Annotated in this window: 25 protein-coding genes, 1 other RNA gene and 1 pseudogene; 17 read left to right on the top strand and 10 right to left on the bottom strand. The window is 74.0% G+C overall.

What is annotated here, in order from left to right:
• Nucleotides 1–77 precede the first annotated feature (77 nt).
• Nucleotides 78–551, top strand: coding sequence for a pilus assembly protein (locus BKA21_RS16905; RefSeq protein ID WP_373308199.1), 474 nt, complete (start codon nt 78–80; stop codon nt 549–551).
• A gap of 38 nt (nt 552–589) precedes the next feature.
• Nucleotides 590–1012, top strand: coding sequence for a pilus assembly protein TadG-related protein (locus BKA21_RS16910; protein WP_140460292.1), 423 nt, complete (start codon nt 590–592; stop codon nt 1010–1012).
• A 179-nt stretch (nt 1013–1191) separates the two neighbouring features.
• On the opposite strand, the pseudogene BKA21_RS16915 reads toward BKA21_RS16910, so the two are convergent.
• From BKA21_RS16915 to BKA21_RS16925, 3 genes and pseudogenes are all read right to left on the bottom strand, one after another.
• Nucleotides 1192–2652: pseudogene (locus BKA21_RS16915) on the bottom strand (methyl-accepting chemotaxis protein); the annotation flags it as partial.
• 159 nt (nt 2653–2811) lie between these two features.
• Nucleotides 2812–3882, bottom strand: coding sequence for a LacI family DNA-binding transcriptional regulator (locus BKA21_RS16920; protein WP_239072898.1), 1071 nt, complete (start codon nt 3880–3882; stop codon nt 2812–2814).
• 56 nt (nt 3883–3938) lie between these two features.
• Complete coding sequence (locus BKA21_RS16925) at nt 3939–4187, bottom strand: hypothetical protein (RefSeq protein WP_140460132.1); 249 nt, start codon at nt 4185–4187, stop codon at nt 3939–3941.
• A gap of 247 nt (nt 4188–4434) precedes the next feature.
• Here BKA21_RS16925 and prfB point away from each other — a divergent pair, with 247 nt between their 5' ends.
• From prfB to smpB, 5 genes are all read left to right on the top strand, one after another.
• Nucleotides 4435–5553 (top strand): peptide chain release factor 2, encoded by a 1119-nt coding sequence (gene prfB, locus BKA21_RS16930; protein ID WP_140460133.1) that lies wholly within the window; start codon nt 4435–4437, stop codon nt 5551–5553.
• A 189-nt stretch (nt 5554–5742) separates the two neighbouring features.
• Nucleotides 5743–6432 (top strand): cell division ATP-binding protein FtsE, encoded by a 690-nt coding sequence (ftsE, locus tag BKA21_RS16935; RefSeq protein ID WP_140460134.1) that lies wholly within the window; start codon nt 5743–5745, stop codon nt 6430–6432.
• Between the two features lie 9 nt (nt 6433–6441).
• A complete protein-coding gene (ftsX, locus tag BKA21_RS16940; RefSeq protein WP_140460135.1) occupies nt 6442–7356 on the top strand; it encodes a permease-like cell division protein FtsX in 915 nt (304 codons plus the stop codon).
• Between the two features lies 1 nt (nt 7357).
• Nucleotides 7358–8719, top strand: a complete 1362-nt coding sequence (locus BKA21_RS16945) for a M23 family metallopeptidase (RefSeq protein ID WP_140460136.1) — start codon at nt 7358–7360, stop codon at nt 8717–8719.
• A 146-nt stretch (nt 8720–8865) separates the two neighbouring features.
• On the top strand, nt 8866–9342 hold the full coding sequence (gene smpB, locus BKA21_RS16950; RefSeq protein WP_140460137.1) for an SsrA-binding protein SmpB: 477 nt from the start codon (nt 8866–8868) through the stop codon (nt 9340–9342).
• Between the two features lie 25 nt (nt 9343–9367).
• Here smpB and BKA21_RS16955 read toward each other — a convergent pair whose 3' ends face one another.
• Nucleotides 9368–9670, bottom strand: a complete 303-nt coding sequence (locus tag BKA21_RS16955) for a DUF427 domain-containing protein (RefSeq protein ID WP_140460138.1) — start codon at nt 9668–9670, stop codon at nt 9368–9370.
• A gap of 146 nt (nt 9671–9816) precedes the next feature.
• On the opposite strand from BKA21_RS16955, the gene BKA21_RS16960 reads away from it, so the two are divergent.
• On the top strand, nt 9817–10614 hold the full coding sequence (locus BKA21_RS16960; RefSeq protein ID WP_239072897.1) for a YwiC-like family protein: 798 nt from the start codon (nt 9817–9819) through the stop codon (nt 10612–10614).
• A gap of 37 nt (nt 10615–10651) precedes the next feature.
• On the opposite strand, the gene BKA21_RS16965 is transcribed toward BKA21_RS16960, so the two are convergent.
• From BKA21_RS16965 to BKA21_RS16980, 4 genes are read right to left on the bottom strand one after another with little or no spacing between them, the layout of a single operon-like run.
• A complete protein-coding gene (locus tag BKA21_RS16965) occupies nt 10652–11710 on the bottom strand; it encodes an ATP-dependent DNA ligase (protein WP_140460139.1) in 1059 nt (352 codons plus the stop codon).
• Between the two features lie 58 nt (nt 11711–11768).
• Nucleotides 11769–13691, bottom strand: coding sequence for an FtsX-like permease family protein (locus BKA21_RS16970; RefSeq protein WP_170209092.1), 1923 nt, complete (start codon nt 13689–13691; stop codon nt 11769–11771).
• The gene (locus BKA21_RS16975) at nt 13688–14368 is read right to left on the bottom strand and encodes an ABC transporter ATP-binding protein (RefSeq protein WP_140460141.1); all 681 of its coding nucleotides are present in this window, start codon (nt 14366–14368) and stop codon (nt 13688–13690) included. Before BKA21_RS16975 ends, BKA21_RS16970 begins: the two co-directional genes overlap by 4 nt.
• Nucleotides 14365–14892 (bottom strand): PadR family transcriptional regulator, encoded by a 528-nt coding sequence (locus BKA21_RS16980; protein ID WP_140460142.1) that lies wholly within the window; start codon nt 14890–14892, stop codon nt 14365–14367. Before BKA21_RS16980 ends, BKA21_RS16975 begins: the two co-directional genes overlap by 4 nt.
• 168 nt (nt 14893–15060) lie before the next feature.
• Between BKA21_RS16980 and BKA21_RS16985 the strand changes: the two genes are divergently transcribed.
• The 3 genes from BKA21_RS16985 (at nt 15061) to BKA21_RS20300 (ending at nt 18412) form a co-directional block, all read left to right on the top strand.
• Nucleotides 15061–15735, top strand: coding sequence for a hypothetical protein (locus BKA21_RS16985; RefSeq protein WP_140460143.1), 675 nt, complete (start codon nt 15061–15063; stop codon nt 15733–15735).
• A 179-nt stretch (nt 15736–15914) separates the two neighbouring features.
• A complete protein-coding gene (locus tag BKA21_RS16990) occupies nt 15915–17273 on the top strand; it encodes a S1C family serine protease (protein WP_140460144.1) in 1359 nt (452 codons plus the stop codon).
• 119 nt (nt 17274–17392) lie between these two features.
• A complete protein-coding gene (locus BKA21_RS20300; protein ID WP_170209093.1) occupies nt 17393–18412 on the top strand; it encodes a matrixin family metalloprotease in 1020 nt (339 codons plus the stop codon).
• A gap of 37 nt (nt 18413–18449) precedes the next feature.
• On the opposite strand, the gene ddaH is transcribed toward BKA21_RS20300, so the two are convergent.
• Nucleotides 18450–19226: a dimethylargininase gene (gene ddaH / locus BKA21_RS17000; RefSeq protein WP_140460146.1), complete on the bottom strand. Its 777-nt coding sequence runs from the start codon at nt 19224–19226 to the stop codon at nt 18450–18452.
• A gap of 144 nt (nt 19227–19370) precedes the next feature.
• Here ddaH and ssrA point away from each other — a divergent pair.
• The 5 genes from ssrA to BKA21_RS17025 all read left to right on the top strand — a co-directional run bounded on the left by ssrA (nt 19371) and on the right by BKA21_RS17025 (nt 23789).
• Nucleotides 19371–19738, top strand: a transfer-messenger RNA (tmRNA) gene (gene ssrA, locus BKA21_RS17005).
• Nucleotides 19739–20094: 356 nt separating this feature from the next.
• Nucleotides 20095–20817, top strand: coding sequence for an ATP-binding cassette domain-containing protein (locus tag BKA21_RS17010; RefSeq protein WP_140460147.1), 723 nt, complete (start codon nt 20095–20097; stop codon nt 20815–20817).
• Nucleotides 20810–22141, top strand: coding sequence for a hypothetical protein (locus tag BKA21_RS17015; RefSeq protein WP_140460148.1), 1332 nt, complete (start codon nt 20810–20812; stop codon nt 22139–22141). The genes BKA21_RS17010 and BKA21_RS17015 overlap by 8 nt, the downstream gene beginning before the upstream one ends.
• 26 nt (nt 22142–22167) lie before the next feature.
• Nucleotides 22168–22821, top strand: a complete 654-nt coding sequence (locus BKA21_RS17020) for a hypothetical protein (protein ID WP_140460149.1) — start codon at nt 22168–22170, stop codon at nt 22819–22821.
• Nucleotides 22822–22919: 98 nt separating this feature from the next.
• Nucleotides 22920–23789 carry an ATP-grasp domain-containing protein gene (locus BKA21_RS17025; protein ID WP_140460150.1) on the top strand — a complete coding sequence of 290 codons (870 nt, stop codon included), beginning with the start codon at nt 22920–22922 and terminating at the stop codon, nt 23787–23789.
• A 125-nt stretch (nt 23790–23914) separates the two neighbouring features.
• Here BKA21_RS17025 and BKA21_RS17030 read toward each other — a convergent pair whose 3' ends face one another.
• Entirely contained in the window at nt 23915–25408 is a 1494-nt protein-coding gene (locus BKA21_RS17030) for a cryptochrome/photolyase family protein (RefSeq protein WP_239072896.1), read from the bottom strand.
• Nucleotides 25409–25531: 123 nt separating this feature from the next.
• On the opposite strand from BKA21_RS17030, the gene BKA21_RS17035 reads away from it, so the two are divergent.
• Nucleotides 25532–26365 (top strand): hypothetical protein, encoded by an 834-nt coding sequence (locus BKA21_RS17035; RefSeq protein ID WP_140460151.1) that lies wholly within the window; start codon nt 25532–25534, stop codon nt 26363–26365.
• The last annotated feature ends 7 nt before the right edge of the window (nt 26366–26372 follow it).

A 26372-nucleotide genomic window follows, 5' to 3' on the forward strand; every position in this document is an offset into this window, starting at 1 on the left:
CACCCGCCGCCGCGCCCTGCGGCACCCTGGCCGTGGGCGCGGTGCCCGACGCGTCCGCAGCGGGCGCGGTGCTGTCCGTGGGGCGTCTGCGTCGCTGGTGGGAGGCCCGCCGCGACCGGCTGCACGGCGACGGCGGGAACGCCGTGGTGGAGTTCCTCGGCGTCGCCCTGGTGCTGCTCGTGCCCACCGTGTACCTGGTGCTCGTCCTCGGTCGGATCCAGGCCGGGACCTTCGCGGTCGAGGGCGCTGCGCGGGAGGCCGCCCGCGTGTACGTCGCCGCCCCCGACGCCGCCACGGGTGCGGCCCGTGCGGTCACGGCCGTCGGTGTGGCCCTCGACGACCAGGGCTTTGACGACCCCGCCGCCGACGCCCTGGCGATGGCCTGCTCGGCGACGCCGTGCCTGACGCCCGGCGCCCAGGTGCAGGCCACGGTCACCGTGCGCGTCCCGCTGCCGTTCGTGCCGTCGTTCGTCCGCGACGTCGTGCCCCTGGAGGTCCCGGTGAGCGCGCAGCGCACCGCGCCCGTCGACGCGTTCCGGGTGGGCCGGTGACCGCCCGCGGCCGGCTCCGTGGCGACGACGGGCAGATCATGGTCCTCGCGCTCGGGTTCGCGGTGCTCGCGCTGCTGCTCGTCACGGTCGTCGTGTCCGCGACGGGCGTGCACCTGGAGCGCAAGCGCCTGCTGGCGCTGGCCGACCTGGCGGCGCTGGCCGCCGCCGACGCGGTGGCCGACGAGCAGTACTTCGCCCCCGGGGCGGGTGCCGATGGCACGGGCGGCGTCCCGCTGAGCGACGCGACCGTCCGGGACGCCGTGCAGGAGTACCTGGCCGCCCACCCGGAGCCCGCGGCGGACTGGGACGGCGTCGTCGTCCTGGAGGCGTCGTCCCCGGACGGGGCGTCCGCGGTGGTGCGCCTCGGCGCCGTCACCCGCCCCGTGCTGCTCAGCTGGGTCCTGGCGCCCTGGTCCGACGGCATCGCGCTCGAGGCGTCCTCCGTCGCCCGCGCGTCGTGACCGGTCCGGGCCTGGTCGGGCCTGCCACCGTCAGAAGGTGAAGGAGCCGATGCGGGTGCGCAGGTCCTGGGCCATGCGGGCCAGGTCACCGTGGCGGAGCCCATCTGACCGGTGACCTCGCTGGTGGTGCTCGCGGAGGTCGCGACGCCGGTGATGTTCACCGCGATCTCGACGGACCCGGCCGCGGTCTCGGCGACGCCGCGGGACATCTCGTTGGTCGTGGCGGTCTGCTCCTCGACGGCCGAGGCGATGGTCATCTGGTAGTCGTTGATCGAGGCGATGATGTCGCTGATCTGCCCGATCGCCGACACGGCGCTCTGCGTGTCGCCCTGGATGGCGTCGACGCGGCGGGCGATGTCCTCGGTGGCGCGCGCGGTCTCCTGCGCGAGCTCCTTGACCTCGCCGGCCACGACCGCGAAGCCCTTGCCGGCCTCGCCCGCACGGGCGGCCTCGATCGTCGCGTTCAGCGCCAGCAGGTTGGTCTGCTCGGCGATGGACGTGATGACCTTGACGACGTTCCCGATCTCCTGCGACGAGGTCCCGAGCTGGGCGACCGTGGCGTTCGTGCTGGCGACCACGCCCGTGGCCTGGGTGGCGACGCGCGCCGCCTCGTTCGCGTTCTGGGCGATCTCCCGGATCGACGCGCCCATCTGCTCCGCGCCCGCAGCCACGGCCTGCACGTTGCGCGACACCTCCTCCGCCGCCGCCGCGACCACGTCGGCCTGGGTCGACGTCTCCGCCGACCCCGTGGCCACCTGGGCGTTCGACGCGGAGAGCTCCTCGGAGGCGGCCGCGACCGCGTCGGAGGTCTCGTGCACGGCGGTCATCGTCGAGCGCAGGTTCGCCAGCGACGTCGTCAGGCTGCCCGCCATGCGCCCCAGCTCGTCGTCGTTGCGCACGCGCGGGGCCACGGTCAGGTCGCCGCGCCCCAGGGCGGCCAGGGACGCGCCCACCTCGCGCACCGTCGCGGTGATGCCCCGGACCACGAAGGTCGCGATCGCACCGGCCAGCGCGAGGCCCACGAGCAGTGCGACGACGAGCACCACCTGCGTCGAGGCCGCGGCCGCGGTCCCCTCGGCGTCGAGGACGGCGGACACCTCGGCGTGCTCGCCCGCCTCGGCGCTGACCAGCTCGAGCACCTCGTCCGACACCGGGTAGACCGTGTCGTCGTACAGCGCCGGCAGCGTCTCGGGCGCCTCGACGACGGCGTCGAGCCAGGTGGTCAGCGCGATCTCGTGGTACTCGTCGGACGCGGCGCGGATCTCCTCGACGCGCTCGGCCGAGACGGCGAACGGTGCGTACGCGGTGAGCAGCTCGCCGAGGTCGGCCTCGCGCTCGGCGATCTCCGCGGCCTTGTCGGCGCGCTCCTCCGGCGCGACGAACGCGAGGGCGTTGACGCGGTTGCGGGTGCCCTGGAAGTTGCGCTGCACGTCCGACAGCAGGTCGAGGGGCTCGACGTGCTCGGTGTACAGGGCGTTCTGGCCCGCCGAGAGGCTGCGCACGCTCGTGATCGCCAGCACGGCCATCACGACCGCGACGAGGGCGGGCACGCCCAGGGCGGCGCCGATCTTCACCGCCACCGGCCGGTCGGCCAGGAAGCTCCCGCGTCGCAGGGCGTCGCTGTGCCGGGTGCTGCTCATGGGTGTGCTCCGGTTCGGTCGATCCCGCGCGTCGCCGACCGGGACGCCAGGGGTCCCGTCGTCCGGGCGGGGGTCACGGTGACGGACCGTCAGGTGACGTGCAGATGAACACTCGGTGCCCGGACGGGTGGAGCGTTCCAGCGCCTGGGCGCCGCCGGCTCAGCGGCGCGGGGGAGCGGTGCTCTCGCGCACGACGAGCTCGACCGGGACGGTGACGGTCGTGGGCGGCGCGAGCGCAGGCTCGTCCGGAGCGGTGTCCGTGCGGGAGCGGGCGATCGCGGCCGTCAGGGCCTGGGCCGCCAGCCGACCCTTCGTGGCGAAGTCCTGCCGCAGCGTCGTCAGCGCGGGGCGCAGGGTCTGCGCCAGCACGGTGTCGTCGAAGCCCACCACGGACAGGTCGCGCGGCACGTCGAGGCCCGCGTCCTGCGCGGCGCGCACGAGCGTCGCGGCCATGAGGTCGGAGAAGCACACGACCGCCGTCGGTCGGTGCGGGTCGGCGAGGATCTCCCGCACGCCGGGCAGCGTGAGGTGGTCGCGGTTGTCGACGACCTCGTAGACGCGGGCCGGCAGCCCCGCGGACTCCAGCGCCTCCACCGCCCCGGCCGTGCGGTGCCGGGCGACGTCGTTGGAGCCCGCGGTGCGCGGGTCGGCGGCCCAGCCGGGTGCGGCCCGCTCGCTGTTCATCGTCAGGACCACGACGTCGCGGTGCCCCAGCGCGAGCAGGTGCTCGACCGCCAGGCGCCCGCCGCTGCGCTCGTCGAGCAGCACGCCCGCGCTGCCGGGGCGCGGCTCCTGGTCGACGAAGACGAGGGGCAGCCGTCGGCGGCTGAGCCACTCGACGGCCTGCGAGTCGCCCGCGCACGCGTAGAGCACGGCGGCGTCGACGGCGAGGTCGCGCGCCGGCACGTGCCCGCCGACGGGCGTCGCGGGGATGAGCGTGACGGCCAGCCCGGTCGGAGCCAGCTCCTCGGCGAGCGCACCGAAGAACGCGGAGGCGACGGGGTCGAGGAACGCCTCGCCGAGGGAGTCCGTCAGCACGACGCCCACGGCGCCGACGGACCGCCGCGCCAGCGCCCGCGCCGCGGGGTCCGGGCCGACGTACCCGAGCTCGGCCGCCGCCGCGAGCACCTGCTCGCGCAGCGCGGCCGAGAGCTGGTCGGGCCGGGAGAACGCGTTGGACACCGTCATGCGGCTGACGCCGACACGGTCGGCGACCGTCTGCAGCGTCACGCGTCCCACGTCGGCCCCGTCGTCGTCATGGGCCCCAGGGTAGGACGGCCCCGGCGTCACCGGGCCGGGTGGCCCAGGTGCGCCACGCCCTCGCGCGGGGCGACGGCGTCCGCAACACGGTGCAGCGCGCCCGCCAGCGCCCGGCGCGGCCGGACCGCGCGGACCGGGTGCGGGGCCGCGGCCGCGCGCTCGCGGGCGGCGTCGTGCCGGTCGGGCACCACGGGCGCCCACGGGCGCGAGCTCTCGGCCTCGACCTGCGCGGCGCGCACGCCGATCATGCTCATCCCCATCGCGTCCATGGACATGGTCGTCCCCCTTCGTCGTGGGCGCAGGACCCGGGCGGACCCTGCGTCTGTACCGCTACAGTGGCACGGACTTCTGGACCGGTCAAGACATCTCGGCGACCGTCGACGGACCGACCGGTCGGGGCCGTCGGGAGGACGACGTGCCGCACCCGCCCGGTTCGACATCGGCCCGCGCGCCGGACCGTCCCGAGCCCCAGCCGGCCGCCCGGCACGGCGAGGGGCCGGGCAGCGGGTAGCCTGAGAGGTCGTGGCCACCACCGACTTCCCCGCCGAGATCCGCGCCCTGCGCACGACCCTGGAGTCCATCCAGGCCGTGAGCGACCCCACCGCCCTCGAGGCGAAGATCGCGCTGCTCTCCGAGCAGGCCTCCGCCCCGGACCTGTGGGACGACCCGGACAGCGCGCAGAAGGTCACCAGCGCCCTGTCGGCCACGCAGGCCGAGCTCGACCGCGTCAACCGGCTCGGCGGGCGCATCGACGACCTCGAGACCCTCGTCGAGATGGCCGCGGAGGAGAACGACGCGGACGCGCTCGAGGAGGCCGACGCCGAGCTCGTCGGCATCCGCAAGGACATGCGCGAGCTCGAGGTGCGCACCCTGCTCAACGGCGAGTACGACGCCCGCGAGGCCGTCGTGACGATCCGTGCCGGCGCGGGCGGCGTCGACGCCGCCGACTTCGCCGAGATGCTGCTGCGCATGTACCTGCGCTGGGCCGAGCGCCACGGCTACCCGGCCAGCGTCATGGACACCAGCTACGCCGAGGAGGCGGGCCTCAAGAGCGCGACCTTCGAGGTCAAGGTGCCGTACGCGTTCGGGCACCTGTCGGTCGAGGCCGGCACGCACCGCCTCGTGCGGATCTCGCCGTTCGACAACCAGGGCCGGCGCCAGACGTCGTTCGCCGCGGTCGAGGTGGTCCCGCTCATCGAGCAGACCGACTCCGTCGAGATCCCCGAGTCCGAGATCAAGGTCGACGTGTTCCGCTCGTCGGGCCCCGGCGGCCAGTCGGTCAACACCACCGACTCCGCGGTCCGGATGACGCACATCCCCACGGGCATCGTCGTGTCGATGCAGAACGAGAAGTCGCAGATCCAGAACCGCGCCGCCGCGCTGCGCGTGCTCCAGTCCCGGCTGCTGCTGCAGCGCCAGGAGGAGGAGCGCGCGGCCAAGAAGGAGATGGCCGGCGACATCAAGGCGTCCTGGGGCGACCAGATGCGCTCGTACGTGCTCCAGCCGTACCAGATGGTCAAGGACCTGCGCACCGAGCACGAGGTCGGCAACCCGTCGGCGGTCTTCGACGGCGACATCGACGACTTCCTCGAGGCCGGGATCCGCTGGCGCCGGGGCCTGCAGGCGGCGGCCGACGCCTGACGTGCCGGTGACGCAGGGGGCGTTCCGGGACGAGGTGGACACCTGTCCGCCACGCACCTCGATTCACAGGTGCGCCCGCGGCGTGTCCTGCTCGCGGGTCCTTGACGACGTTCCTACCCTCGGACAGGCCCGCCGGAGCGTGGGCGGCCGGGGCACGAGGTCTCGGCCCGAGGGGACGAGGTCTGCACGGTGATCCGGTTCGAGAACGTCACGAAGGTCTACGCACGCGGGGCGCGCCCCGCGCTGGACCAGGTGAGCCTCGACGTCGAGCGCGGTGAGTTCGTCTTCCTCGTCGGTGCGTCGGGCTCGGGCAAGTCGACCTTCCTGCGGCTCGTGCTGCGCGAGGAGCGCGCGTCCGCCGGGCGCGTGTTCGTCGCCGGCAAGGAGCTCGGCACGCTGTCGAGCTGGAAGGTCCCGCACCTGCGCCGCCAGATCGGCGCGGTGTTCCAGGACTTCCGCCTGCTGCCCAACAAGTCGGTGTTCGAGAACGTGGCGTTCGCGCTGCAGGTCATCGGCAAGCCGCGGCACCACATCCTCACCACGGTGCCCGACACCCTGGAGATGGTGGGGCTCGCGGGCAAGGAGAAGCGGCGTCCGCACGAGCTGTCCGGCGGCGAGCAGCAGCGCGTCGCCATCGCCCGCGCGTTCGTCAACCGGCCGTCGATCCTGCTCGCCGACGAGCCCACCGGCAACCTCGACCCGACGACGTCCCTGGGGATCATGCGCCTGCTCGACCGCATCAACCGCACCGGCACCACCGTGGTCATGGCCACGCACGACGACGAGATCGTCGACCAGATGCGCAAGCGCGTGATCGAGCTCGACTCCGGCAGCATGGTGCGCGACCAGTCGCGCGGCGTGTACGGCTCGGACCGCTGAGGGGGAGACGTGCGCTTCCAGTTCATCCTCTCCGAGATCGGCATCGGCCTGCGCCGGAACCTGTCGATGACCATCTCGGTCGTGCTCGTCACGTTCGTCTCGCTGACCTTCCTCGGGTCCGCCGCGCTCCTGCAGGCGCAGATCGGCAAGATGAAGGACGACTGGTACGACAAGGTCGAGGTGTCCGTCTTCCTCTGCCCCGCCGGGTCCCCGGAGCCCACGTGCGCCGGCGGCGAGATCACGCAGGACCAGCGGCAGGAGATCCTCGCCGCGCTCGAGGCGCCCGAGGTGGCGCCGTTCATCGAGCAGATCTACACCGAGAGCAAGGAGGAGGCCTACGAGGCCTTCCAGGAGCAGTTCGGCGACCAGTTCTGGGCGTCCGCGGCCACGGCCGACGACATGAACTCCTCCTACCGCATCAAGCTCACCGACCCCGAGCAGTACCAGGTGGTCGCGGACGTCGTCTCGGGGCGGCCCGGCGTCGAGGCGGTCGAGGACCAGCGCCGGCTCTTCGACAACCTGTTCCTCGTGCTGGACCGGGCCACGTGGGCGGCCGGCGGGCTCGCGGCGATCATGCTGCTCGCGGCGGTGCTGCTCATCACCACCACCATCCGGCTGTCCGCGATGAGCCGGCGCCGCGAGACCGGGATCATGCGCCTGGTCGGGGCGTCGACCCTGTTCATCCAGCTGCCGTTCATGCTCGAGGGCGCCCTCGCGGCGACCGTCGGTGCCGCGCTCGCCATCGGCGGGCTCTGGCTCGGGGTGCAGTACCTCGTCACCGACTGGCTCGGGCAGTCCGTCACCTGGATCCCGTACGTCGGCACGTCGGACGTGGTCGCGGTCGCCCCGTGGCTCGTCGTCGTGGCGATCGCCCTCGCCGCCGTCTCCTCGATCGTGACGCTGAGCCGCTACACGAAGGTGTGACATGAGCCACCGCACGCACCGCCTGCTCCGGGCCGCCACCGCCGCGGCCGCCGCCCTGGCCGTGGTCCTGCCCGCCGTCGTCGCCGGGCCCGCGCTGGCCGACGACCTGGAGAACAGGCGCACGCAGACGGAGCAGAAGCTCGCCGAGGCCGACGAGCGCGCGGGCGAGCTGGCCGCGGCGCTCGAGGACCTCGAGGGCGACCTCGCCGAGACCGTCGCCGAGCTCGCCGAGATCGAGGCGCAGATGCCCGCGGCGCAGGAGCGGCTCGACACCGCGGTCGCGGCGGCGCAGGAGGCCCAGCGCCTCGCGGACGAGTACGCGCTGCGGCTGCAGGACGCCGAGGCCGAGGAGGTCGAGGTCGCCGAGCAGATCGACGTCGACCGGTCCCGCGAGGACGAGGTGCGCGCGACCATCGGGCAGATGGCCCGCGAGGCGTACCGCGGCGGCCGGGACGTCTCCGGCATGAGCGTGATGCTCGACGCGGAGAGCTCGGAGGAGTTCGTCGAGCGGTACGGGCTGGTGTCCACGGCCATGCGCACGCAGGCGCAGGTGCTGGGCGACCTGCAGACGCTGGTCGCGGAGAACGAGAACGCCCAGGTCCGGCTCGAGGCGGTCCGCGAGAAGGTCGCCGAGCTCAAGGCGGAGGCGGACGCGGCGCTGGCCGAGGCGCAGCAGCGCGAGCAGGAGGCTGCCGAGGCCAAGGCCGAGCTGGAGGACCTCCAGGAGCAGCAGACCGCGAAGCTCGCGTCGATCGAGGACCAGAAGGCCGACGCCGAGGCGCAGGTCGCGAAGCAGGAGCGGGCCCGGTCGAACCTCGCGTCCGACCTGGCGAAGATCGTCCAGGAGCAGCGGGAGCAGCGCGAGCGCGAGGCCGCCGCGAACGCGGGCTCGGGCGGGTCGTCCGGCGGCGGGGGAGGCGGAGGTTCGGTGCAGCCGCCCGCGGCGCCCGCCGGCGCGATGTTCGCCAACCCCACCGCGCACAGCCCGATCTACGTGACGTCGGAGTACGGGATGCGCCTGCACCCGGTGCTCGGCTACTACCGCATGCACGCGGGCATCGACCTGCGCGACCGGTGCGGGGAGCCGGTCTACGCGGGCCGCTCGGGGACGGTGCAGTGGGCCCGGTTCCGCAGCGGGTACGGCAACCAGGTGATGATCGACCACGGCTGGGTCAACGGGTCGTCGCTCATGTCGAGCTACAACCACATGTCCGTGTTCACGGTGGGCGCGGGCTCGACCGTCAGCGCCGGCCAGCTCATCGGGTACGCCGGCAACACGGGGACGTCGGCCGCGTGCCACCTGCACTTCGAGGTGTACATCAACGGTGCGACCGTCAACCCCCGCTCCTACCTGGGCCTGTGACGGCAGCGGCCCGGGGCCTGCGCCCGCCCGGGCGCCCGGGAATCCGCTGGGTGGGGGCGACGGGTCGCAGGTAGGCTCGTCCGTCGGCGCGCGCCGGTCCGCGGCGCGCCCACGACGCCCTGCGGGGCGAGGACTGGAGGTGCGTCGTGGCCAAGGGCCGGGCGGACGGGCGCACGCTCGTCGCCGCGAACCGCAAGGCCAGGCACGACTACGTCATCGAGGACGTGTTCGAGGCCGGGGTCATGCTCACGGGCACCGAGGTCAAGGCGCTGCGCGCCGGCCGGGCGTCGCTGGTCGACGGCTGGGCCGAGGTCGAGGGCGGCGAGGCGTGGCTGCACGGCGTGCACATCCCCGAGTACGCGCAGGGCACCTGGACCAACCACGCGCCGCGCCGCAAGCGCAAGCTGCTGCTGCACCGCGAGGAGATCGACCGCCTCGAGGCCAAGACCCGCGAGAAGGGGCAGACCATCGTGCCCCTCGCGCTGTACTTCCTCGACGGCCGGGCGAAGGTCGAGATCGCGCTCGCCCGCGGCAAGAAGGACTACGACAAGCGCCAGGCGCTGCGCGAGCGGCAGGACAACCTCGAGGCGGAGCGAGCGATCCGCGAGAAGCGCGACCGCTGACGCCCCGCCCCGGGGCCGGTCGGGGTCAGGAGACCTCGACCTCCTTCCAGAACGCCACCCACCCGGCGAAGTCCGTGCCGACGCGCTCGATGGCGCCCGGGTACGGCTCCGGGTAGGACCAGGCGCGGTCGGCGAGCAGCGTGTCGCCGTCGCGGACCGACCAGTACTGGCACACGCCCTTCCACGGGCACGTGTACGGGGTGGGGGACGCCTCGAGCAGGTCGGCCCGCACGGTCGAGGGCTTGAAGTACACGTTGCCCTCGATGCGGACGACCTCGTCGTCGCCGGCGTGGGCGAGGACCGTGCCGTGGAGCGTGGCGGTGGGCATGACGACCTCCGGGGGGGGACGGGTGGGGCGGGTGCGGGTCGCACCCGACGAGCCGACGGTAGGGCGGTGCACGCCGCTGCGCGCGCCGGGCGGCCACGGACCTGGGTCCTGCGACCGCCCCGGACGGGCCCGCCTACGGTGACGGGGTGAGCGCACCCGTCACCCCCGCACCGGCCCGGCCGGCGGCGAGGCGGCGCCCGGGGCCCGGGTGGGTGCCGCGGCAGCACGGGGCTTGGGCGATGCTCGTCGTCCCGCCGGTGGTGGGCGCGACCCTCGGCGGGTGGCGCGGGGTGCACGTGCTGCTGCTGGCCGCATGGCTGGTGGGCTACCTGGCGTACCACGCGGCGGGGCTGTGGCTGAAGGCGCGGCGGCGGGCCCGGTACCGGCCGCCCGTCGTCGTGTACGGCGCCGCGGCGGGCGTCCTCGGCGTCGCGCTCGTGGCCACCGCCCCGCACCTGCTGGCGTGGGCGCCGGTGTTCGCCCCGCTGCTCGCCGCGTCGTTGTGGGCGTCGGTGCGGCGGGCGGACCGGTCGTGGTGGAACGACGCGGTCACGGTGCTGGCCGCGTGCCTCATGGCACCGGTGGCGGCGTCCCTGGGGAGCCGCGCGACCGGTCCGGCCGGTGCGCCGTCGTCCGGCCTGACGCCCGACGTGCTGCTGGCCACCGCGGTGCTGCTCGCGTACCTGCTCGGCACCGTCGTCTACGTGAAGTCGATGATCCGCGAGCGCGACGACCCGAGGGTGCGGCGCGCGTCGGTGGTCTACCACGCGGGTGTCGCGGCGGCGGGGGCGGTGGTGCACCCGCTGCTGCTCGCGGTCGGGCTGGCGCTCACGGTGCGGGCGGCGCTCGTGCCGGTGCGCTGGCCGCGGGCCACGCCGGCGGCGCTGGGCGCGGGGGAGATCGTCGCGACGGCCGTCGTCACGGTGGCCGTGCTCGTGGTCTGAGGTCGCCCGCCCGGGCGCACGCGGGCCTGCGCCCGGCTCAGAGGCCGAGGACCTGCGCGAGGTCGAACCGCACGGGCTCCTCGAGCTGGGCGTACGTGCACGAGCGCGGGTCGCGGTCGGGCCGCCAGCGGCGCATCTGCGCGGTGTGGCGGAACCGGTCGCCCTCCATGTGGTCGTACGCGACCTCGACGACGAGCTCGGGGCGCAGCGGCACGAACGACAGGTCCTTGGTGCCGGTCCACCGGCTGACGGCACCGGGCATGCGCCGTCCCTCGTGCGCGGACTGGTCGGCCCACGACCCCCACGGGTGGTCGGCGAGCTCGACGTCCCGGTACGGCGCGAGGTCGTCCAGCAGGGTGCGGCGCCGGGCCATGGGGAACGACGCGCTGACGCCGACGTGCCGCAGGTCGTCGCCCGACCACAGCCCCAGCAGCAGCGACCCGACGACGTCGCCGGACTTGTGCCACCGGAACCCCGCGACGACGCAGTCGGCGGTGCGCTCGTGCTTGACCTTCACCATGACGCGCTTGTCCGGCTGGTAGGTGCCGTCCAGCGGCTTGGCGACGACCCCGTCGAGCCCCGCGCCCTCGAACTGCGTGAACCACCGCTGCGCCTGCGCCAGGTCGCCCGTCGCGGGCGTCACGTGCACCGGCGGGCGGGCATCGGCCAGCGCCTCGACCAGCAGGGCGCGCCGCTGCCCGAACGGCACGCGCATGAGGTCGTCGTCGCCGAGCGCCAGCAGGTCGAACGCGACGAACGATGCGGGCGTCTGCTCCGCCAGCAGCCGCACCCGCGACGCGGCCGGGTGGATGCGCTGCTGGAGGGCGTCGAAGTCGAGCCGGTCGCCCTGCACCACGACGATCTCCCCGTCGACCACGCACCGCGGCGGCAGGTTCGCCTTCAGCGCCTCGACGAGCTCGGGGAAGTACCTCGTCATCGACCTGCCGTTGCGCGACCCGAGCTCGACGTCGTCGCCGTCGCGGAACACGATCGTGCGGAACCCGTCCCACTTGGGCTCCACGTGCCCCACGTCGGGGATCTGCGGGGCGGCCTTGGCCAGCATCGGCGCGACCGGCGGCATGACGGGCAGGTCCATCACCCCATCGTGGGGGACGACGCCCCGCACCGCACCGTGGTCGGGCGGTGGGTGCGTCCTACTCGCGTCTCAGGAGCTCCGGGCTGAGGCGGGTCCGCACGAGCGGCACCGTGGTGAGCGAGACGAGCACGCCGCCGATCAAGGAAGCGAGTGCGACGAGGACCACCTGCACCCCGTCGGACAGCGCGGGCCACTGGGCGAGTGCCGCGAACGCCCGCGCCATGAGCGCGCCGAGGGTGGTCGCCAGGGTGATCGCGACCGCCAGCGGGAGGAAGGTCTGGAGCACCTGGGACGTCCGCAGGACCCGTGCCGGCACGCCCACCGCCAGGTGGCGTGCGATCGAACGGCGCCCCTCGGCCGCACGGTCGAGGGCTGTCACGGCGAGGCTGAGCAGCCCGACGCCCACGACGATCGCGGACAACGTCGTCACGACCACGCGGACCCGGACGACCGCGTCGTAGTCGTCGAGCGGGTAGGGCCGCACCGTCAGGGACGAGCCTGCAGCGGCGGCGACGGCCTGCTGCACGTCGAGCCCACCGTCGGCGACGACTACCGCCGCGTCGGGGTGCGTGCCCGCAGCGACCGCGACGGAGCGGGGGACGAACACGTTGTACGGCGACTGGTAGACCCACCGCTCCTGGGTGGCCCCGGAGTCCTGCACCAGCGGCTCGCCGAGCCGCACGTCGGCGGTGGCGCCGTCCTCGCCGAAGCGGATCGGCAGGTGGGAGACGGTGTCGAGCGCGCCACGGTCCGGTCGCCACCCGTTGTCCGTCCCTGCGACGTTGCGCAGCTCGATCACACCGGCTGCGGTGTCGTCGCAGCCGGAGACCACCATGAGCTGGGCGAGGTCGGCGCAGGTGCCGACGAAGACGGCGGGGACGCACGGCTCGCGCTCGACGTCGCACCACCCCTCGACCGCGGCATCGAAGCGCGGGACGACGGCACGGACCCCGGGCACGTCGGCGAGCGGCGCGAGGCGGTCGGCTCCCAGCGGTGCTGGTCCTCCGGCGGTCTGGACGAAGATCTGCTGCGGTCCCTGCCGGATCGTCTGCAGCGCGAACCGGTACTGGGGCGTCGACTCGTAGGCGCTCAGGACGGCCAGGGCGGCGAGGACCAGGTAGACCGCCACGCCGACGCCGGCGACGAGCCGTGCCGGTCCCGCGGGCTCGGCCTGGAGTGCGCGGCCCGCCATCAGGGCCGATGTCGGGCGCGAGCGCACCAGGGCCTCGGCCAGCCACGTCGTGATCAGCGGGGTGGTGAGTGCGACGGCCAGCGCCCCGGACATCGCGCCGACCAGCAGCATCGCCACGCCCACCTCGTCGACGAGCGCGGCGGCCGGGCCGGGCGCCGCCACCGTGGCCATCAGCCCGACGGCGACGCCCACGAGCGCGATCCGCCACGGGCTGGGATCGCGTCGGGACGCCTCGGAGCGCCGGGCCGCGGGGCTGTGCGTCGTCCCGTGCTGCGTGGCCGCCCCGAGCCCCGCGGAGACGAGCACGACGCCGAGGACGACGGTCGCTGCCTGCGCGGGTGTCGCGCTGAGGGGCGCGCTGAACCAGCGGGGACCCGACGCGACGACGCGGTCGACGAGCGGCGCGGTCGCGAGGAACGCCACGAGGCCGGCCAGGGCACCGGCGAGTCCGAGGATGCCGTTCTCGAGCGCCGCCAGCACCGCGGTGCGGGCACGGGTCAGTCCGAGCAGCCGGAGGGCGGCGAGCCGTCGGTCGCGCACCGCGCTCGACGCGCGGCCCGCGGTCAGGAGCAGGACCGTCGCGGGCAGCAGGCTGAACGCGAGCACCGCCGCGACGTTCGCCCGCTCCACGGGGTCGACGGGTTGCCCGGCGGGGTAGAGCGCGGCAGGGATCGCAGCGGTCGTGCACAGCAGCGCCGTCGCGACCGCGTTGCCGATCCCGACGACCCAGGACCGGCGCGGCCCGCCGGCACGAGCCAGTCGCAGGCTCAGGGGCAGCAGAGCGCTCACCGTGACGGCACCGTGCCGGCGACCCGACCGTCGCGGATCTGGATCTCCCGGCCGGCCCACGACGCGACGCGCGGCTCGTGCGTGACCAGCAGGACGGCGGTGCCGGTCGTCGTCGCCGCGGTCACCAACGCCTCCAGGACCAGCTCGCCGGTCACGGTGTCGAGCGCACCGGTCGGCTCGTCGGCGAGCACGACGGCCGGCCTGTGGACCAGGGCCCGCGCGACGGCCGCCCGCTGCGCCTGGCCGCCGGACACCTCGCTGAGCCGCTTCCCCCCGACGTCGGCCACGCCGAGCCCGTCGAGAGCCTCCAGCGCCCGGGCACGCGCCGGCCCGCGGGCGACACCGGTCAGTCGCAGCGGCAGCTCGACGTTCTCGACCACGGTGAGCTCGGGGACCAGGTCGCCGAACTGGAAGACGAACCCGAGCCGCCGCAGCCGCAGGTCCGACCGCACGGCGTCCGACCGGTCGTCGATCCGCTGCCCGTCCAGCTCCACGGCTCCCGCGTCCGGCCGCAGGAGCCCGGCCAGGACGTGCAGGAGCGTCGACTTGCCCGACCCGGACGGCCCCATGACCGCGACGACCTCACCCGCGGCGAGCGACACGTCGACCCCACGCAGCACCGGCGTCGGGCCGAAGGACAGCCGCAGGTCGTGGCCCGCGAGCGCGACCCGTGTCATCGCTGGGCGCCGATGCGTGCCGCGACCTCACCCATCCGCGCTGTCGCCACCTCGACCCATCGCAGGTCGGCCTCCAGGTGGGCCATCTCGTAGTCCCTCGCGAGACGGTCGACGACGTCGCCGTCGTGGCGTGCCGCGGTGAGCTCGCGCATGCGTGCGAGGTAGGTCGCGCGCTGGGCGTCGAGGAAGGTCCCCGCATCGCGCCCGGCGACGAGCGAGAGCACGACCTTGGTGAACAGCTCGCTCGCGCGTGCGCCGGGGGAGTGGGGGGTGGCCAGCCAGTGGTCGAGCTCGGTGACGCCGTCGTCGGTGATGGCGTAGACCCGACGGTCCGGTCCCTCGCCGCGCTCGACCTCGAGGCCCCGCGCCAGTCCGTCGCGCTCGAGCCGCGCGAGGGTCGAGTAGACCTGCCCGGACCTCAGCTCGCGACCGTGGCCGAGCAGTGTGTCGTAGCGCTGCTTGAGGGCGAAGCCGTGAGCAGGTTGCTCGCCGAGGAACGCCAGGATCGCCATCGGAACGGTCATGGCGCGACTGTACACGCGGTGTAGACACTCGGTGTCTAGTTGGGTTTGCGGCTCTCCGCAATGCACAGGCTGCTCCCACCGTTCGTGCAGGCCGCCCACGGGCGGGTGGGGTGGTCTGGGGGACGGTCGGCGCCACCCGGGGCGCCCAGGACGAGAAGGTGACCTCAGATGGACGAGGGGACGATCACGCCCGGTGCCGCGCAGCGCGCCGCGGCACCGCAGACCACGAGCACCCCGCCCGACGCGACGGCCCCGGTGCCGCCCGTCGACGCGACGCAGCCGCTCCCGCCCGTGGACGCCACCCAGGCGCTCCCGGCCCCGGCGCCGGCGGCGGCACCCGCGCCGCTGCCGTACGGCACCGCGCCGTACACGCCCGCCGCGGCGACCGCGCAGGCGTCGCCCGCGCCGCTCCCCGCCCCGGCGCCCCCCGCTCCGGCGTCGCCCGCCCCGGTGGCGACCGCCGCTGCGGCGCCTGCCCCCGCGGCGACGAGCCCCGCGCCGCCCGTCCCGCCTGCTGCCGCTCAGCCCACCGCGCCCGCTGCCGCCCCGCCTGCCCCCGCGCAGCCCGGACCGGTGTACGCGGCGGCGTACGGCACGCCCTACCCGGCAACCCCCGCACCGGCGGCCCCGCGCCCGAAGCGCACGGTGCGCCTGGGGGTCGCCGCCGGTGCCGCTGCGGCCGCGCTGCTCGTCGGGTTCGTCACCGGCGGGGGAGCGGTGTCGTTCGTGACGCTCGTGGCCGACCGCACGTCCGCGGTGCAGGAGGTGCGCGGCGGCTGGTCCGACGACGGCCGCGTGCCCTTCGAGCGCTTCCAGCAGGAGCAGGAGGGCTCCACCGACTGACGACTCCCTGACGGGCACCGGTCCACGGCCCGCCCACCCGCGTCCTCGACAGCACGGGTGGGCGGGCCGTCGTGCGTCCGGCGCCACCTGGGCGTCCGCACAGGGCCGGGCGTCGTCTCTCAGGCTGCTCATGGGGTCCGGTCAGGGCGCTCCCGGGTCCGCGGGGTGGAGTAGGGGACATGACGGAGCAGCAGAACGTGAGCACGGCGCCCGGCGCGGAGCCCGGCGCGCAGGGGGCCCTCGCGGCCCCGGTCCCGCACGAGGGCGCCCCGGCGCCCGTGCGCACGCAGCGACGGGTCGGCCAGCTGCCGCTCGTCCTGACGACGGTCGCCGCGCTCGCGGTGGGCCTGGTCGCCGGCGGCGGGGTCGCGTACGCGGCCACGCACCCGGACGCCACGGCGAGCACGACGTCGACGACGGACACGGCCACCGACGACGCGACCACGGACGACGGCAGCGCCGCCGACGACGGCACGGCGGTCCCGCCGGGCTGGTCCGAGGGCACCCTGCCGGGTCAGGGCACCCTCCCCGACGCGGGGTCGAGCGGCTCGGCGGACGGCTCGTCGAGCACGCAGACCACCACGGCGGCGACGGACGAGCAGCAGGTCGGCGTCGTCGTCATCGACACGACCCTCGGGTACTCCGGGGGCGAGGCCGCCGGCACGGGCATGGTGCTGACGTCGGACGGCCTGGTGCTGACCAACCACCACGTCATCGAGGGCGCGACGGAGATCACCGTGACCATCGAGTCCACCGGCGAGACGTACACGGCCACGGTGCTGGGCTACGACGCGAGCGCGGACGTCGCGCTGCTGCAGCTCGACGGCGCGAGCGGCCTCGACACGGTCGCGCTCGACGACGACGGCGGCGTGACCACGGGCGACGAGGTCACGGCGGTCGGCAATGCCAACGGTGGCGGCGAGCTGCTCGCGGCGGCCGGTGCCGTCACGGCCACGGACCAGACCATGACCGCGTCGACGTCGTCGTCCGGGGACTCCGAGACGCTGTCCGGGCTGATCGAGTTCGAGGCGGCCGTCGTCTCGGGCGACTCGGGCGGGCCGCTCGTCGACGACGAGGGCGAGGTCGTGGGCATGACCACGGCCGCGTCGACCGGTGGCACCTACACCGTGGCGTACGCGGTGGACGTGCAGGACGCCCTGGCGATCGTCACGCAGATCCAGACCGGTGAGGAGACCGACACCGTGACCGTCGGGTACCCCGGGTTCCTCGGGGTGCAGCTCGCCAGCGGCACGGGCAGCGGGTTCGGGCCCGGCGGGCAGGGCGACCCGTTCGCCGAGACGGCCACCGGCGCCGTGGTCGGCGGCGTCATCGACGGCACCCCCGCCGCCGAGGCCGGCCTCGCCGCGGGCGACACCATCACCGCCGTCGACGGGCAGGCCGTCACCTCGGCCGACGACCTGTCGACGATCATGTCCGGCTACGACCCCGACGACGAGGTGACGGTCACCTGGACCTCGGGCACCACCGGTGAGCAGCAGGAGGCCACCGTGACCCTCGCGCAGGGCCCCGTGGCCTGACCCCGGCACCCGCCGCCCGGGCCCGACGCACCCCGTCGGGCCCGGGTGCGGTGCGTCCGTGCAGGTGAGAAGTCGCGCGCCCGCTCAGCGGCACCGGGCCACCGGCCGATGGGCGGGACGTGGACGCGCCGCTGACCGACCGGTCGACGACCGAGGTCCCCGCACGCTGGCGGGCCGAGGCCGCTGCGCGCGCGTCCGCACCGGCGAGCGCGGGGGTGCCGCAGCAGCGCCTCGCGCCGGAGCAGCTGACAGCTCCGCCCGCACCCGCGCCGCCGGTGCCCGCCCCCGTCCGCCACCGCGGCACGCTCCTGCCGATGCTGTCCGTGGTGGTCGGCGGGGCCCTGCTGGTGTCCCAGGTGGTCCGGTGGGTCGGCACGTGGGAGCCCGGGTGGACGGTCGCCGACGCCGTGCAGCACACCCGCATCGACATCGGCGGTCAGGTGCTGCTCGGCAGCACGGGCCCCGAGCCGGGCCTGGAGGAGGCCGCCGCACCCCTCGGGCAGCCGCCCGCGGTCGAGGACACCGGCGCCCTGTACGCGTTCGGGCAGACCCAGGACGGGGCGCAGGGCACCGCCACCCCCGTGGCGTGGTCGCCGTGCCGGCCCCTGCACTACGTCATCACCCGGGACGACGCCCCGCCGGGGTTCGCCGCCCAGGTCGACGCGGTCATGGCCGAGGTCAGCGCCGCGACGGGACTGCAGGTCGTCTCCGACGGCGTCACCGACGAGCCCGCGAGCCTCGACCGCTCCCACCACCAGCCCGAGCGCTACGGCGACCGGTGGGCGCCCGTGCTCATCGGTTTCGCCGACGAGCAGGCCGTGCCGTCGCTCGCCGGGGCCGTCGCCGGCCTCGCCGCACCCGTCTCCCTGACCCGTGCCGATCTCGACTACGCCGTGTACGTCTCCGGCGCCGTGGTGCTCGACACCGCGCTGCTCGACGAGCCGAAGGACGCCGCCGGCGACCCCGGGTACCTGCGCGTGCTGCGGCACGAGGTCGGGCACCTCGTCGGCCTCGGGCACGTCGACGACCCGGGCCAGCTCATGAACCCGCAGATCGCCCCCGACGTGACGACGTTCCAGGACGGCGACCGGTACGGCCTGGCCCAGCTCGGCCAGGGCACCTGCGCCCCCGACCTCTGACCGGCCGCCCGGCCCGTGCCCAGGCGTGGGGGAGCGGTCAGGCGCCGTCGGGCAGGTCCCGGACCCGCACCGACAGGCACGTCACGCAGCCCTCGAGCTTCTCGAACTCGTCGACCTCGACCGTGCGCACCGCGTACCCGAACGACGTCAGCAGCTGCGCCGTGCGCGGCGCGGACGCCGAGAGCAGCACCTCGTCCGGCCCGAGCACCACGACCGCCGCACCCTCCGGCTCCGGCACCGGGCAGAACCGCCCGAACAGCCGCGGCTCGTCCACGAACGGCTCGTACCCGATCACCGTGCCGTCCGGCAGCGCCGTCACCGCCGTCTTCAGGTGCAGCACCGTCGTCACCGGCACCGCCACCACGGTCGCCCCCAGCGGCGTCAGCACCCGCCGCAGCGCCCGCACGCCCTCGTCGTCCGTGCGGTCCGAGCGCCCCACGAACACCGTGGACCCGACCTTGAGCACGTCCCCGCCGTCCAGCGTGCCCGCCGGCAGGTGCACCACGTCCAGCCCCAGGTCCGCCACCACCGCCGCCGTCGCGTCCTGCTCGCCGCGCCGCGACGGGTGCCCCGGCCGTGTGATCACCGCCGAGCGCCCGTAGACCACCACCGTGTCCTCCACGAACACCGAGTCCGGGTGCGCGGGCGACTCGGGCACCTGCACCGTCCGCCACCCCGCACCCTGCAGCGCCGCCACGTACCCCGCCCACTGCTCGCGCGCCCGCGGCACGTCCACCGGCACCTTCTCGATGTGGTCCACCACCCCGGAGTCCAGGGCGTCGACGGGCGGGCGGACCAGGGCGATGCGCGACACGGGAGCCTCCGGCAGGGCGACGACGGCAGCAGCGACCGGGTGATCCGTGCGGGAATCCCGACGACGGGCCCCGGTGTTGTGACGTACGCTAGACCGCGCAGGTGCCCCTCGGGGCGCAGGCGCTTGACAAGTGCACACCACCCTGGGGGTGATCGGTTTCGACGGTGATCGTCGAGCCAGGAGAAGCGGGTCGAGGACGCACGGTTATCTCGTCAACGCTCCGTGCAACACACAGGTGCCGATTCCAAGCGCACCGACTTCGCCCTCGCCGCCTGAGCGAGCCTTCGAAGTCCGTCAGCCTAGACATGCTCTCGGTCTAGTTCCTGGCGTCATCTAGAGAGCCACTGCTGGTGACCTTCGTCAGTGAGGTCATCGGGACTCTTAGCTGACTGAGCCCGTCCGCGACTTGTCTGCGTGATCGCGGGGGCTGAGAAAATCTGCTGCAGACTGCACCCGGAGAATCCCTGGTTCCACGTCATCGGACGCGGGTTCGATTCCCGCCACCTCCACTGTGCAACCGAGTTCGTCGAACTCGGTTGACAGCGCCGCCGCGAGTTCGTCGTGGATCGAAGGCCGCTGCCCTGCGAAGGGCGGCGGCCTTCGTGCGTCGGGGGGCCGCGGCCTGTCGCGCTCACGGGCCTCCAGGTGTCCCCGGGCCTCGCTCCTGCGACGAGATCGCGTTCGCGAGCAGCCGATATCGGGCTCTTCGTCCTTGAGGGTGTAGGTGGCGGCGGGTCGGGGGTGCTAAGGATGGCGATCGACATCCCGCTGCGTCCTGATGTCGAGAGCGGACCGTCCTGCTCGGCTTCCGACAGCTGGTGAACGGAGAGATGAAGTGACTCGCCCGACCGCGCAGCATGCTGCGCCGATGTTGGTCGCCACGTCCCTCGTGAAGAAGCGAGGTGAGTTCGTGCTCGGTCCCGTGGACGTGGAGCTCGACGTCGGCGTGTCGGCCCTTCTGGGGGCGAATGGAGCGGGCAAGACGACGCTCATGCAGCTCGCGGCCGGGCTCCTCAGGGCTGACGGTGGTTCCATCGAGTGCACGGCGCCTCGCGGGGCTGCAGGCGGTGTCGGTTACCTCCCGCAGGACTTCGCCGGACCCCGTCGGCCGCGCGTGAGGGACTATCTCAGGTTCGTGGCCTGGTGCCGGTCGGGAAAGGGCCAGCAGATCCGTGAGAAGGACATCGACCACGCGCTCGCGCTGGTCGACCTCACCGAGCGGTCCGCGTCCCGCATCGGGAGTCTGTCCGGCGGCATGGTGAAGCGCCTCGGCATCGCTCAGGCTCTTCTCGGGGACCCGGCGGTCATCATCCTGGACGAACCGACCGTCGGACTGGACCCGATTCAGCGTCGGGAGATCCGAGGGCTGCTGCAGCGGCTCGGCGAGGACAGGTCCGTCCTCCTGTCGACGCACCTCTCGGAAGACGTGGCTTCCACTGCTGACCACGTCGTGGCCCTGCACGCCGGCCGTGTCGTCTTCACCGGCTCGACCCGTGGTCTGGCGGGCGGGAGCGCCACGGGGAGGCCCGCCGCGGAGGCCGTCGAGCGAGGTCTGATCGCGCTGATCGAGGGGCGTACCGCACATGCGTGATCCGCAGCTGTCGGGTCTCGACGGTGCCGCGCCATCCTCGTCGGCGGCATCTGCTCGAGAGGATGCATCGACGGTGAAGACATGGCGCGTCGTCCAGTACTTCGCGCGCAACGGCCTGGTGATGTGGGCTGCGCTGGCGACGATCGCCGCGGAGATCTCGGTCGCGCTGCAGCGCGGGATGCAGTGGCGCGGCGACCTGGTGTGGACGGTCGACTGGGTGCCGGTCGCCTTCATCGTCGTCGGTCCTGTCGTCGCAGGTCTCGCAGCGATCGATACCGCGCTCACCGTGCAGGGCGGGTCTCACCTCTTCAAGCGCCCGGTGACCCGAACCCCTGCCTTCGCGGTCACCCTCGCCTATGCCGCAGTGGTCGGAACTGCGCACCTCGTCGTCGTCGCCGGCGTGCTCGTGGTGTCCGCCCCACCCGTCGGGGATCCCGGGGTCGTCCTCGCCATCATGGTCCAGCTCGCGATGCTCACCCTCTTTGCTGCCATCGGCACGACCCTCGGTCGATTCGTCGGGGTCGTGATGGCCGGTGCGCTGGGGGCTCTGTCGGTCTTCGCGTTGCTGTTCTTCGCGTCTGCTCCCGGTGATGGGCTGGCGCTGCTGGAGTTCGGCGGGGCTACTCTTCCGCGTATCGGGTACGCCTACTCGCCGACGTACCTCGGTGCCCAGCTGCTCCTGCTGCTGATCACGACCGCAGCACTTCTCCTGCCACGCCCTGTCGATCCGATGCACAAGCCCCGGCCCTCCCGGTCGGAGGTCGCCGTGGCAGGTGCGGCTCTCGTGGCTGTCGCGGCGGGGTCGGTCCTCGTGCCGGGCGAGCGCCTGGTCCCGGTGGAGACCTCGCCGTCGTTGTGCGGCGCGGTCCAGACCGTGCCGACATGCTTCTATCCCCAGCATGAACGCGTCATGACGGGCTTTCAGGAGCAGTTCTGGGTTCTCGTCTCGGTGGCTCGCGAGAACGGTTATGGAGACCTGGTCCCACGACGGCTCGTCGAAGCGAGTCGGACGGAGCTGCCGCAGGAGGCGCGCGACGGGACGGCCGCGGTGTACGTGATGCCGGAGCACTTGCAGGGCCAGGAGCCCTCGCTCTGGGAGATCGCGAGCGGCATCGTGCAACCCGTCCACTGCGCGCAGGTCAAGGGAGATCTACCGCCGTCGGAGCGATACTGGGAGGACCTGCAGGCACTCGTCGTCACGTGGGTGAGCCTCGCGGACCCCGGAGTGGTGGAGGACGTGGCTTTCGAGGGAGACATCCTCTCGCCGGAGCAGGCGTCCGTGATGGCGCAGGAGTTCGCACAGTGCACGTACGCGCACTTCTGACGCCCGGTGAAAGTGCGGCACGTGCGGTGACGACCGTACGTGCCGCACTGAGTGCGACGGGGTTCGGGGCGGCGGTGCCCTACTTCGCCGGGGGGCTCGTCATCGGGCTCGTCTTCCGTCAGGAGTACATCAGTCGGATCGGTCCGATCGCCGTCCAGCCGCCCTTCGCGGCGACGATGGTCGTCCCGCTCCTGCTGGCACTGGGCACGGGCGTGGCGCACGGCACGTGGCCGTCAGCTGTCCTCCGTCGTACCTTGCGGACCGCTGCCGTGCGTGCAGGTTCGTACCTCCTCGCGTCGCTGGTCTCACTGGCCGTCGTGGCTGTCGCGGCGGCAGCCTCGGACGCCGCCGTGGGCCCGGGCATGGTCCGGAGCCTGTTGTTGTTCAGCGGCTTGACCATGGGAGCCGGCGCCATCTGCGGGATCGCCTTCGCCTGGTGCCCCGCGGTGGTGATCTGCAGCGTCGCAGTGCTGTCACCACCGTCGACGAGTCCCCTGAGTCTCGGCTCGATGATCTTCTCGGGGGAGGCGACCGGGTCTCAGTTCGTCGTCGCGTGCTCCGTGTACGTGGCGGGGCTCGCTGTGGCCGTCGTCGACGTGGCCAGCCGCGGGTACGTCAGGCGATCGTGGCGGGCCGAGAGCTCGACCCGCAGCGCCGACGGGGGCCGCTACGTGTACTGACCTGCAGCATTGTTGACGCGGTCGACCAGTCGATGGAACTGCCCCGACTTCGGTTGACCCGTATCGGTGGGGGCGTTCACCCCAGGCATGATCGGTGCATGCTGCTCCTCCTGCCGGCTGATCCGCTCGACCCGCGCCGCGTCGACGAGCACTTCCGGGCCGAGGGGATCGCTGCGCGGGAGGCCGGCTGCCTCGTCGGACTCGTGGATCATGACGCGTTGGCGGCGGGCCGCCCCGACGAAGCGATCGTCCGCCTCCCCGAGGGGGACGACGACGTCGTCTATCGCGGCTGGATGCTCCGTTCCGAGGACTACCGGCAGCTCGAGGAGCGTCTTGCCGCGCGTGGCCGTCACCTGCGGACGTCCGCGACCGCGTACCGCACCGCGCACGAGCTGCCGGGCTGGTTCGCCGCGCTCGCCCCGGTGACGCCGGAGTCGTTGTGGACCCACGGGCCGGACCTCGACGAGCTCGAGGACCGGTGCCGTGCGCTCGGACCAGGCCCCGCGGTGCTGCGGGACTACACGAAGTCGCTCAAGCACCACTGGGACGAGGCGGCATACATCCCGGACGTCGCCGACATCCCCGTCGCGCGCAGGGTTGCCGGGCGCTTCGTCGAGCTGCGCGGCGAGGACCTGGTCGGTGGGCTCGTCGTGCGACGGTTCGAGAGGTTCGTGTCCGCCGAGGCGCGCACGTGGTGGGTCGACGGTGAGTGCCGCCTGATCACGGCTCACCCCGACACGCCGGAGATGATGCCGCCGCCCCCGGATCTCACCGACGTCGCACCGCGCGTCGCCGCCCTCGGCCTGCCCTTCGTGACCGTCGACATGGTGCTCCGGGAGGACGGAGCATGGCGGGTCGTCGAGCTGGGGGACGGACAGGTCAGCGACCGCCCGTCGAGCACGGCTCCCGAAGCACTTGTCGCGGTCCTGCGCAGGCCCGGAGGAGTCGTGCAGGGCGGAGGCGCGTGATGCGGCGCGTCAGCGCGTCGTCGGAGGGATGGTCCAGGTAGGCCGCAGTCTCGGCTGTTCATTCTGCAGAGAGTCACCCTGGAGGTCACTCTCTGCAGAATGAACACCTTGCCGGACATGACGCGTCAGGGTGGTTCCTGGCCGCGGCGGTGTTCCTGGTCGACGAGGGCGTCGCGGTCGCGGAGGCGGGTGAGGCCGGCGAGGGGCTGGGCCATGCGGTGGTTGGGGGAGAGGGTGTCGCGGTTGCGGTGGAGGAACCACCAGTAGCCGGCGGTGAAGGGGCAGGCGTTGTCGCCCACGCGGACGTCGGGGCGGTAGCGGCAGCCGCCGCAGTAGTCGGACATGCGCTTGATGTAGGCGCCGCCGGAGGCGTAGGGCTTCGTGGCCATGAAGCCGCCGTCGGCGTGCTGGCTCATGCCGATGACGTTCGCTGCCATCACCCAGGCGTAGCCGTCGACGAAGGACTCGTGGAACCAGTCGGTGAGCGCGGCGGGGTCGTAGCCGCGCTGGAGGGCCCAGTTGCCGAGCACCATGAGGCGCGGGATGTGGTGGACCCAGCCGGTGTCGCGGACCTGGGCGAGGGTCTCGCGCAGGCAGCGGGCCTCGACGGCGTCGGCGTCGAGGTCGGTGAACCAGGTGGGCAGCGGGGTGCGGGCGTCGAGCGCGTTGCTCTCGCGGTAGTCGGGGCCGGTGTGCCAGTAGACGTGCCAGACGTAGTCGCGCCAGCCGAGGAGCTGGCGGACGTAGCCCTCGACGGAGGCGATCGGGGCGTGGCCGGTGCGGTAGGCGTGCTCGGCGCGGTCGATGGCCTCGCGGGGGTCGATCAGGCCGAGGTTCATGGGGGCCGAGAGCATCGAGTGGGACATCCACGGGTCCGCGGCGAGCATGGCGTCCTCGTAGCGGCCGAACGTCGGCAGGCGGTGCTCGACGAAGCGGTCGAGGGCGGCCACGGCCTCCGCGCGCGTCACGGCGAACCGGCGCGGGCCGTCGCGGCCGACGAAGGTGACGTCGCCGTCGGCCTCCCAGTGGTCGAGGTCGGCGCGGACCTCGGCGTCGATGTCATCCTCCTGCGGCAGCCACGGGCCCGGCACGTCGAGGCGGGGCGTGCGGGGCGGGGGTTCGCGGTTCTCGTGGTCGAAGTTCCACCGGCCGCCTGCGGGGGCGTCGCCGTCCATGAGGACGCCGTGCACGCGGCGGGCGGTGCGGTAGAAGTGCTCGAGGCGCAGGCCGCCGCGCTGCGCACCGGCCCAGCGCTCGAAGTCGTCGCGGGCCGTGACGAATCCCCGGTGGGGGAGCACCTCCAGCCCGGGTCGGCTCTCGACGAGACGCAGCGCGCCGCGTGAGGTGGGGGCGCACACGTCGAGGGGCTCGTCGACCTGGGCGAGGGCCTCGCCGTACGTGTCGGCGCGGACCACGACGGCCTGGTCGCCGAGCTCGGCGGCGCGGTGCCGCAACGCGGACAGCACCAGGTGCGCCTTCTGCCGGTGGTAGCGCCGACGACGGAACGCCGCCCGCGACTCCACGAGCAGCACGGGCTGGTCCGGGTGGTCGAGGAAGTGCGGCCCGAGCTGGTCGGCGAACAGCCACCGGCGACGCAGCCCGTGAGGCGTGGAGGTCACCGGCCCATCCTGCGGGGCGCGCGGTGACCGTGCCCGGTGTGCGTGTGCGCCGGAGGGCCCGGCAGGTGGACCTCGGCGGGAGGGGTGAGTCGGGGCTCGTGATGTCCTGGCACGCTGGTCCGCGTGACCAGGGCATCGCAGCGGCAGGCCCGTCCCCGGGGCTGGAGCGGGGACCCGCGGGTGCGGGCCGGCGTCGCACCGCCCGCGCCGGCGCAGGGACGTCGGTTCGCGTGGTGGGGCGTCGCCCTCCAGCCCGTCGGGGTCGTGCTCGTGCTGGTGGCGCACGGGATGTTCGTCGATCCGGCCCCGCGCGGGCCCGAGGGGCCGATGCTGCTGCTCATCGGCGCGCTCGCCGTGGCCGGGCTGGTGCCCGTCGTCGTGCAGGGCTGGCGCGTGGGAGGCCTCGGTGCCGTCGCGGGGCGGCTGCTCGGCTGGGGCTTCGTGCAGTCGTTCGTCGGGATCGGTACGGCGCTGCTCGTGCGGGTGGTCGCGGGCATGGAGTGGTCGCAGGTGGCGATGTTCGCCGCTGCGGCCGGCGTCCTCGCTGCGGGACTGTGGCTGGTGCTCTTCGTGGTCTGGTTCGGCGCCACCCTGCTGCTCGGTGCAACCGGGGCGGCTCGCGAGGACGGGGGACGGCTCTCGGCCCCGGCGCTCATCGTGGGTGGCACGGGCCTGGCCCTGCTGTCGTCGCTGGTGCTCGCCGTCGCCGCCTCCGTCGCCGACGGCCCCGGGGGCGGCCGCGGTGGCGCGGCCCTCGTCGAGGTCCTCCTCTGGTCGTCCCGGGTGGACGGGCCCGCGGCGTGGGCGGCGCGGCTCGGCGGGGTGGGCGTGCTGCTCGGGCTGCTCGGCGTCGTCGGAGGCGTCGCCCGGTTCCTCCTGCACGGACGCGCGGGTGCAGGGGCCGAGCCGCAGGGCAGCGCCGGTCGCGGTGACGGGGCGTCGGCCGGGCGTCCGTAGGCTGGGC

This window comes from Cellulomonas oligotrophica (assembly GCF_013409875.1).
GTDB classification, from domain to species: Bacteria; Actinomycetota; Actinomycetes; order Actinomycetales; family Cellulomonadaceae; genus Cellulomonas; species Cellulomonas oligotrophica.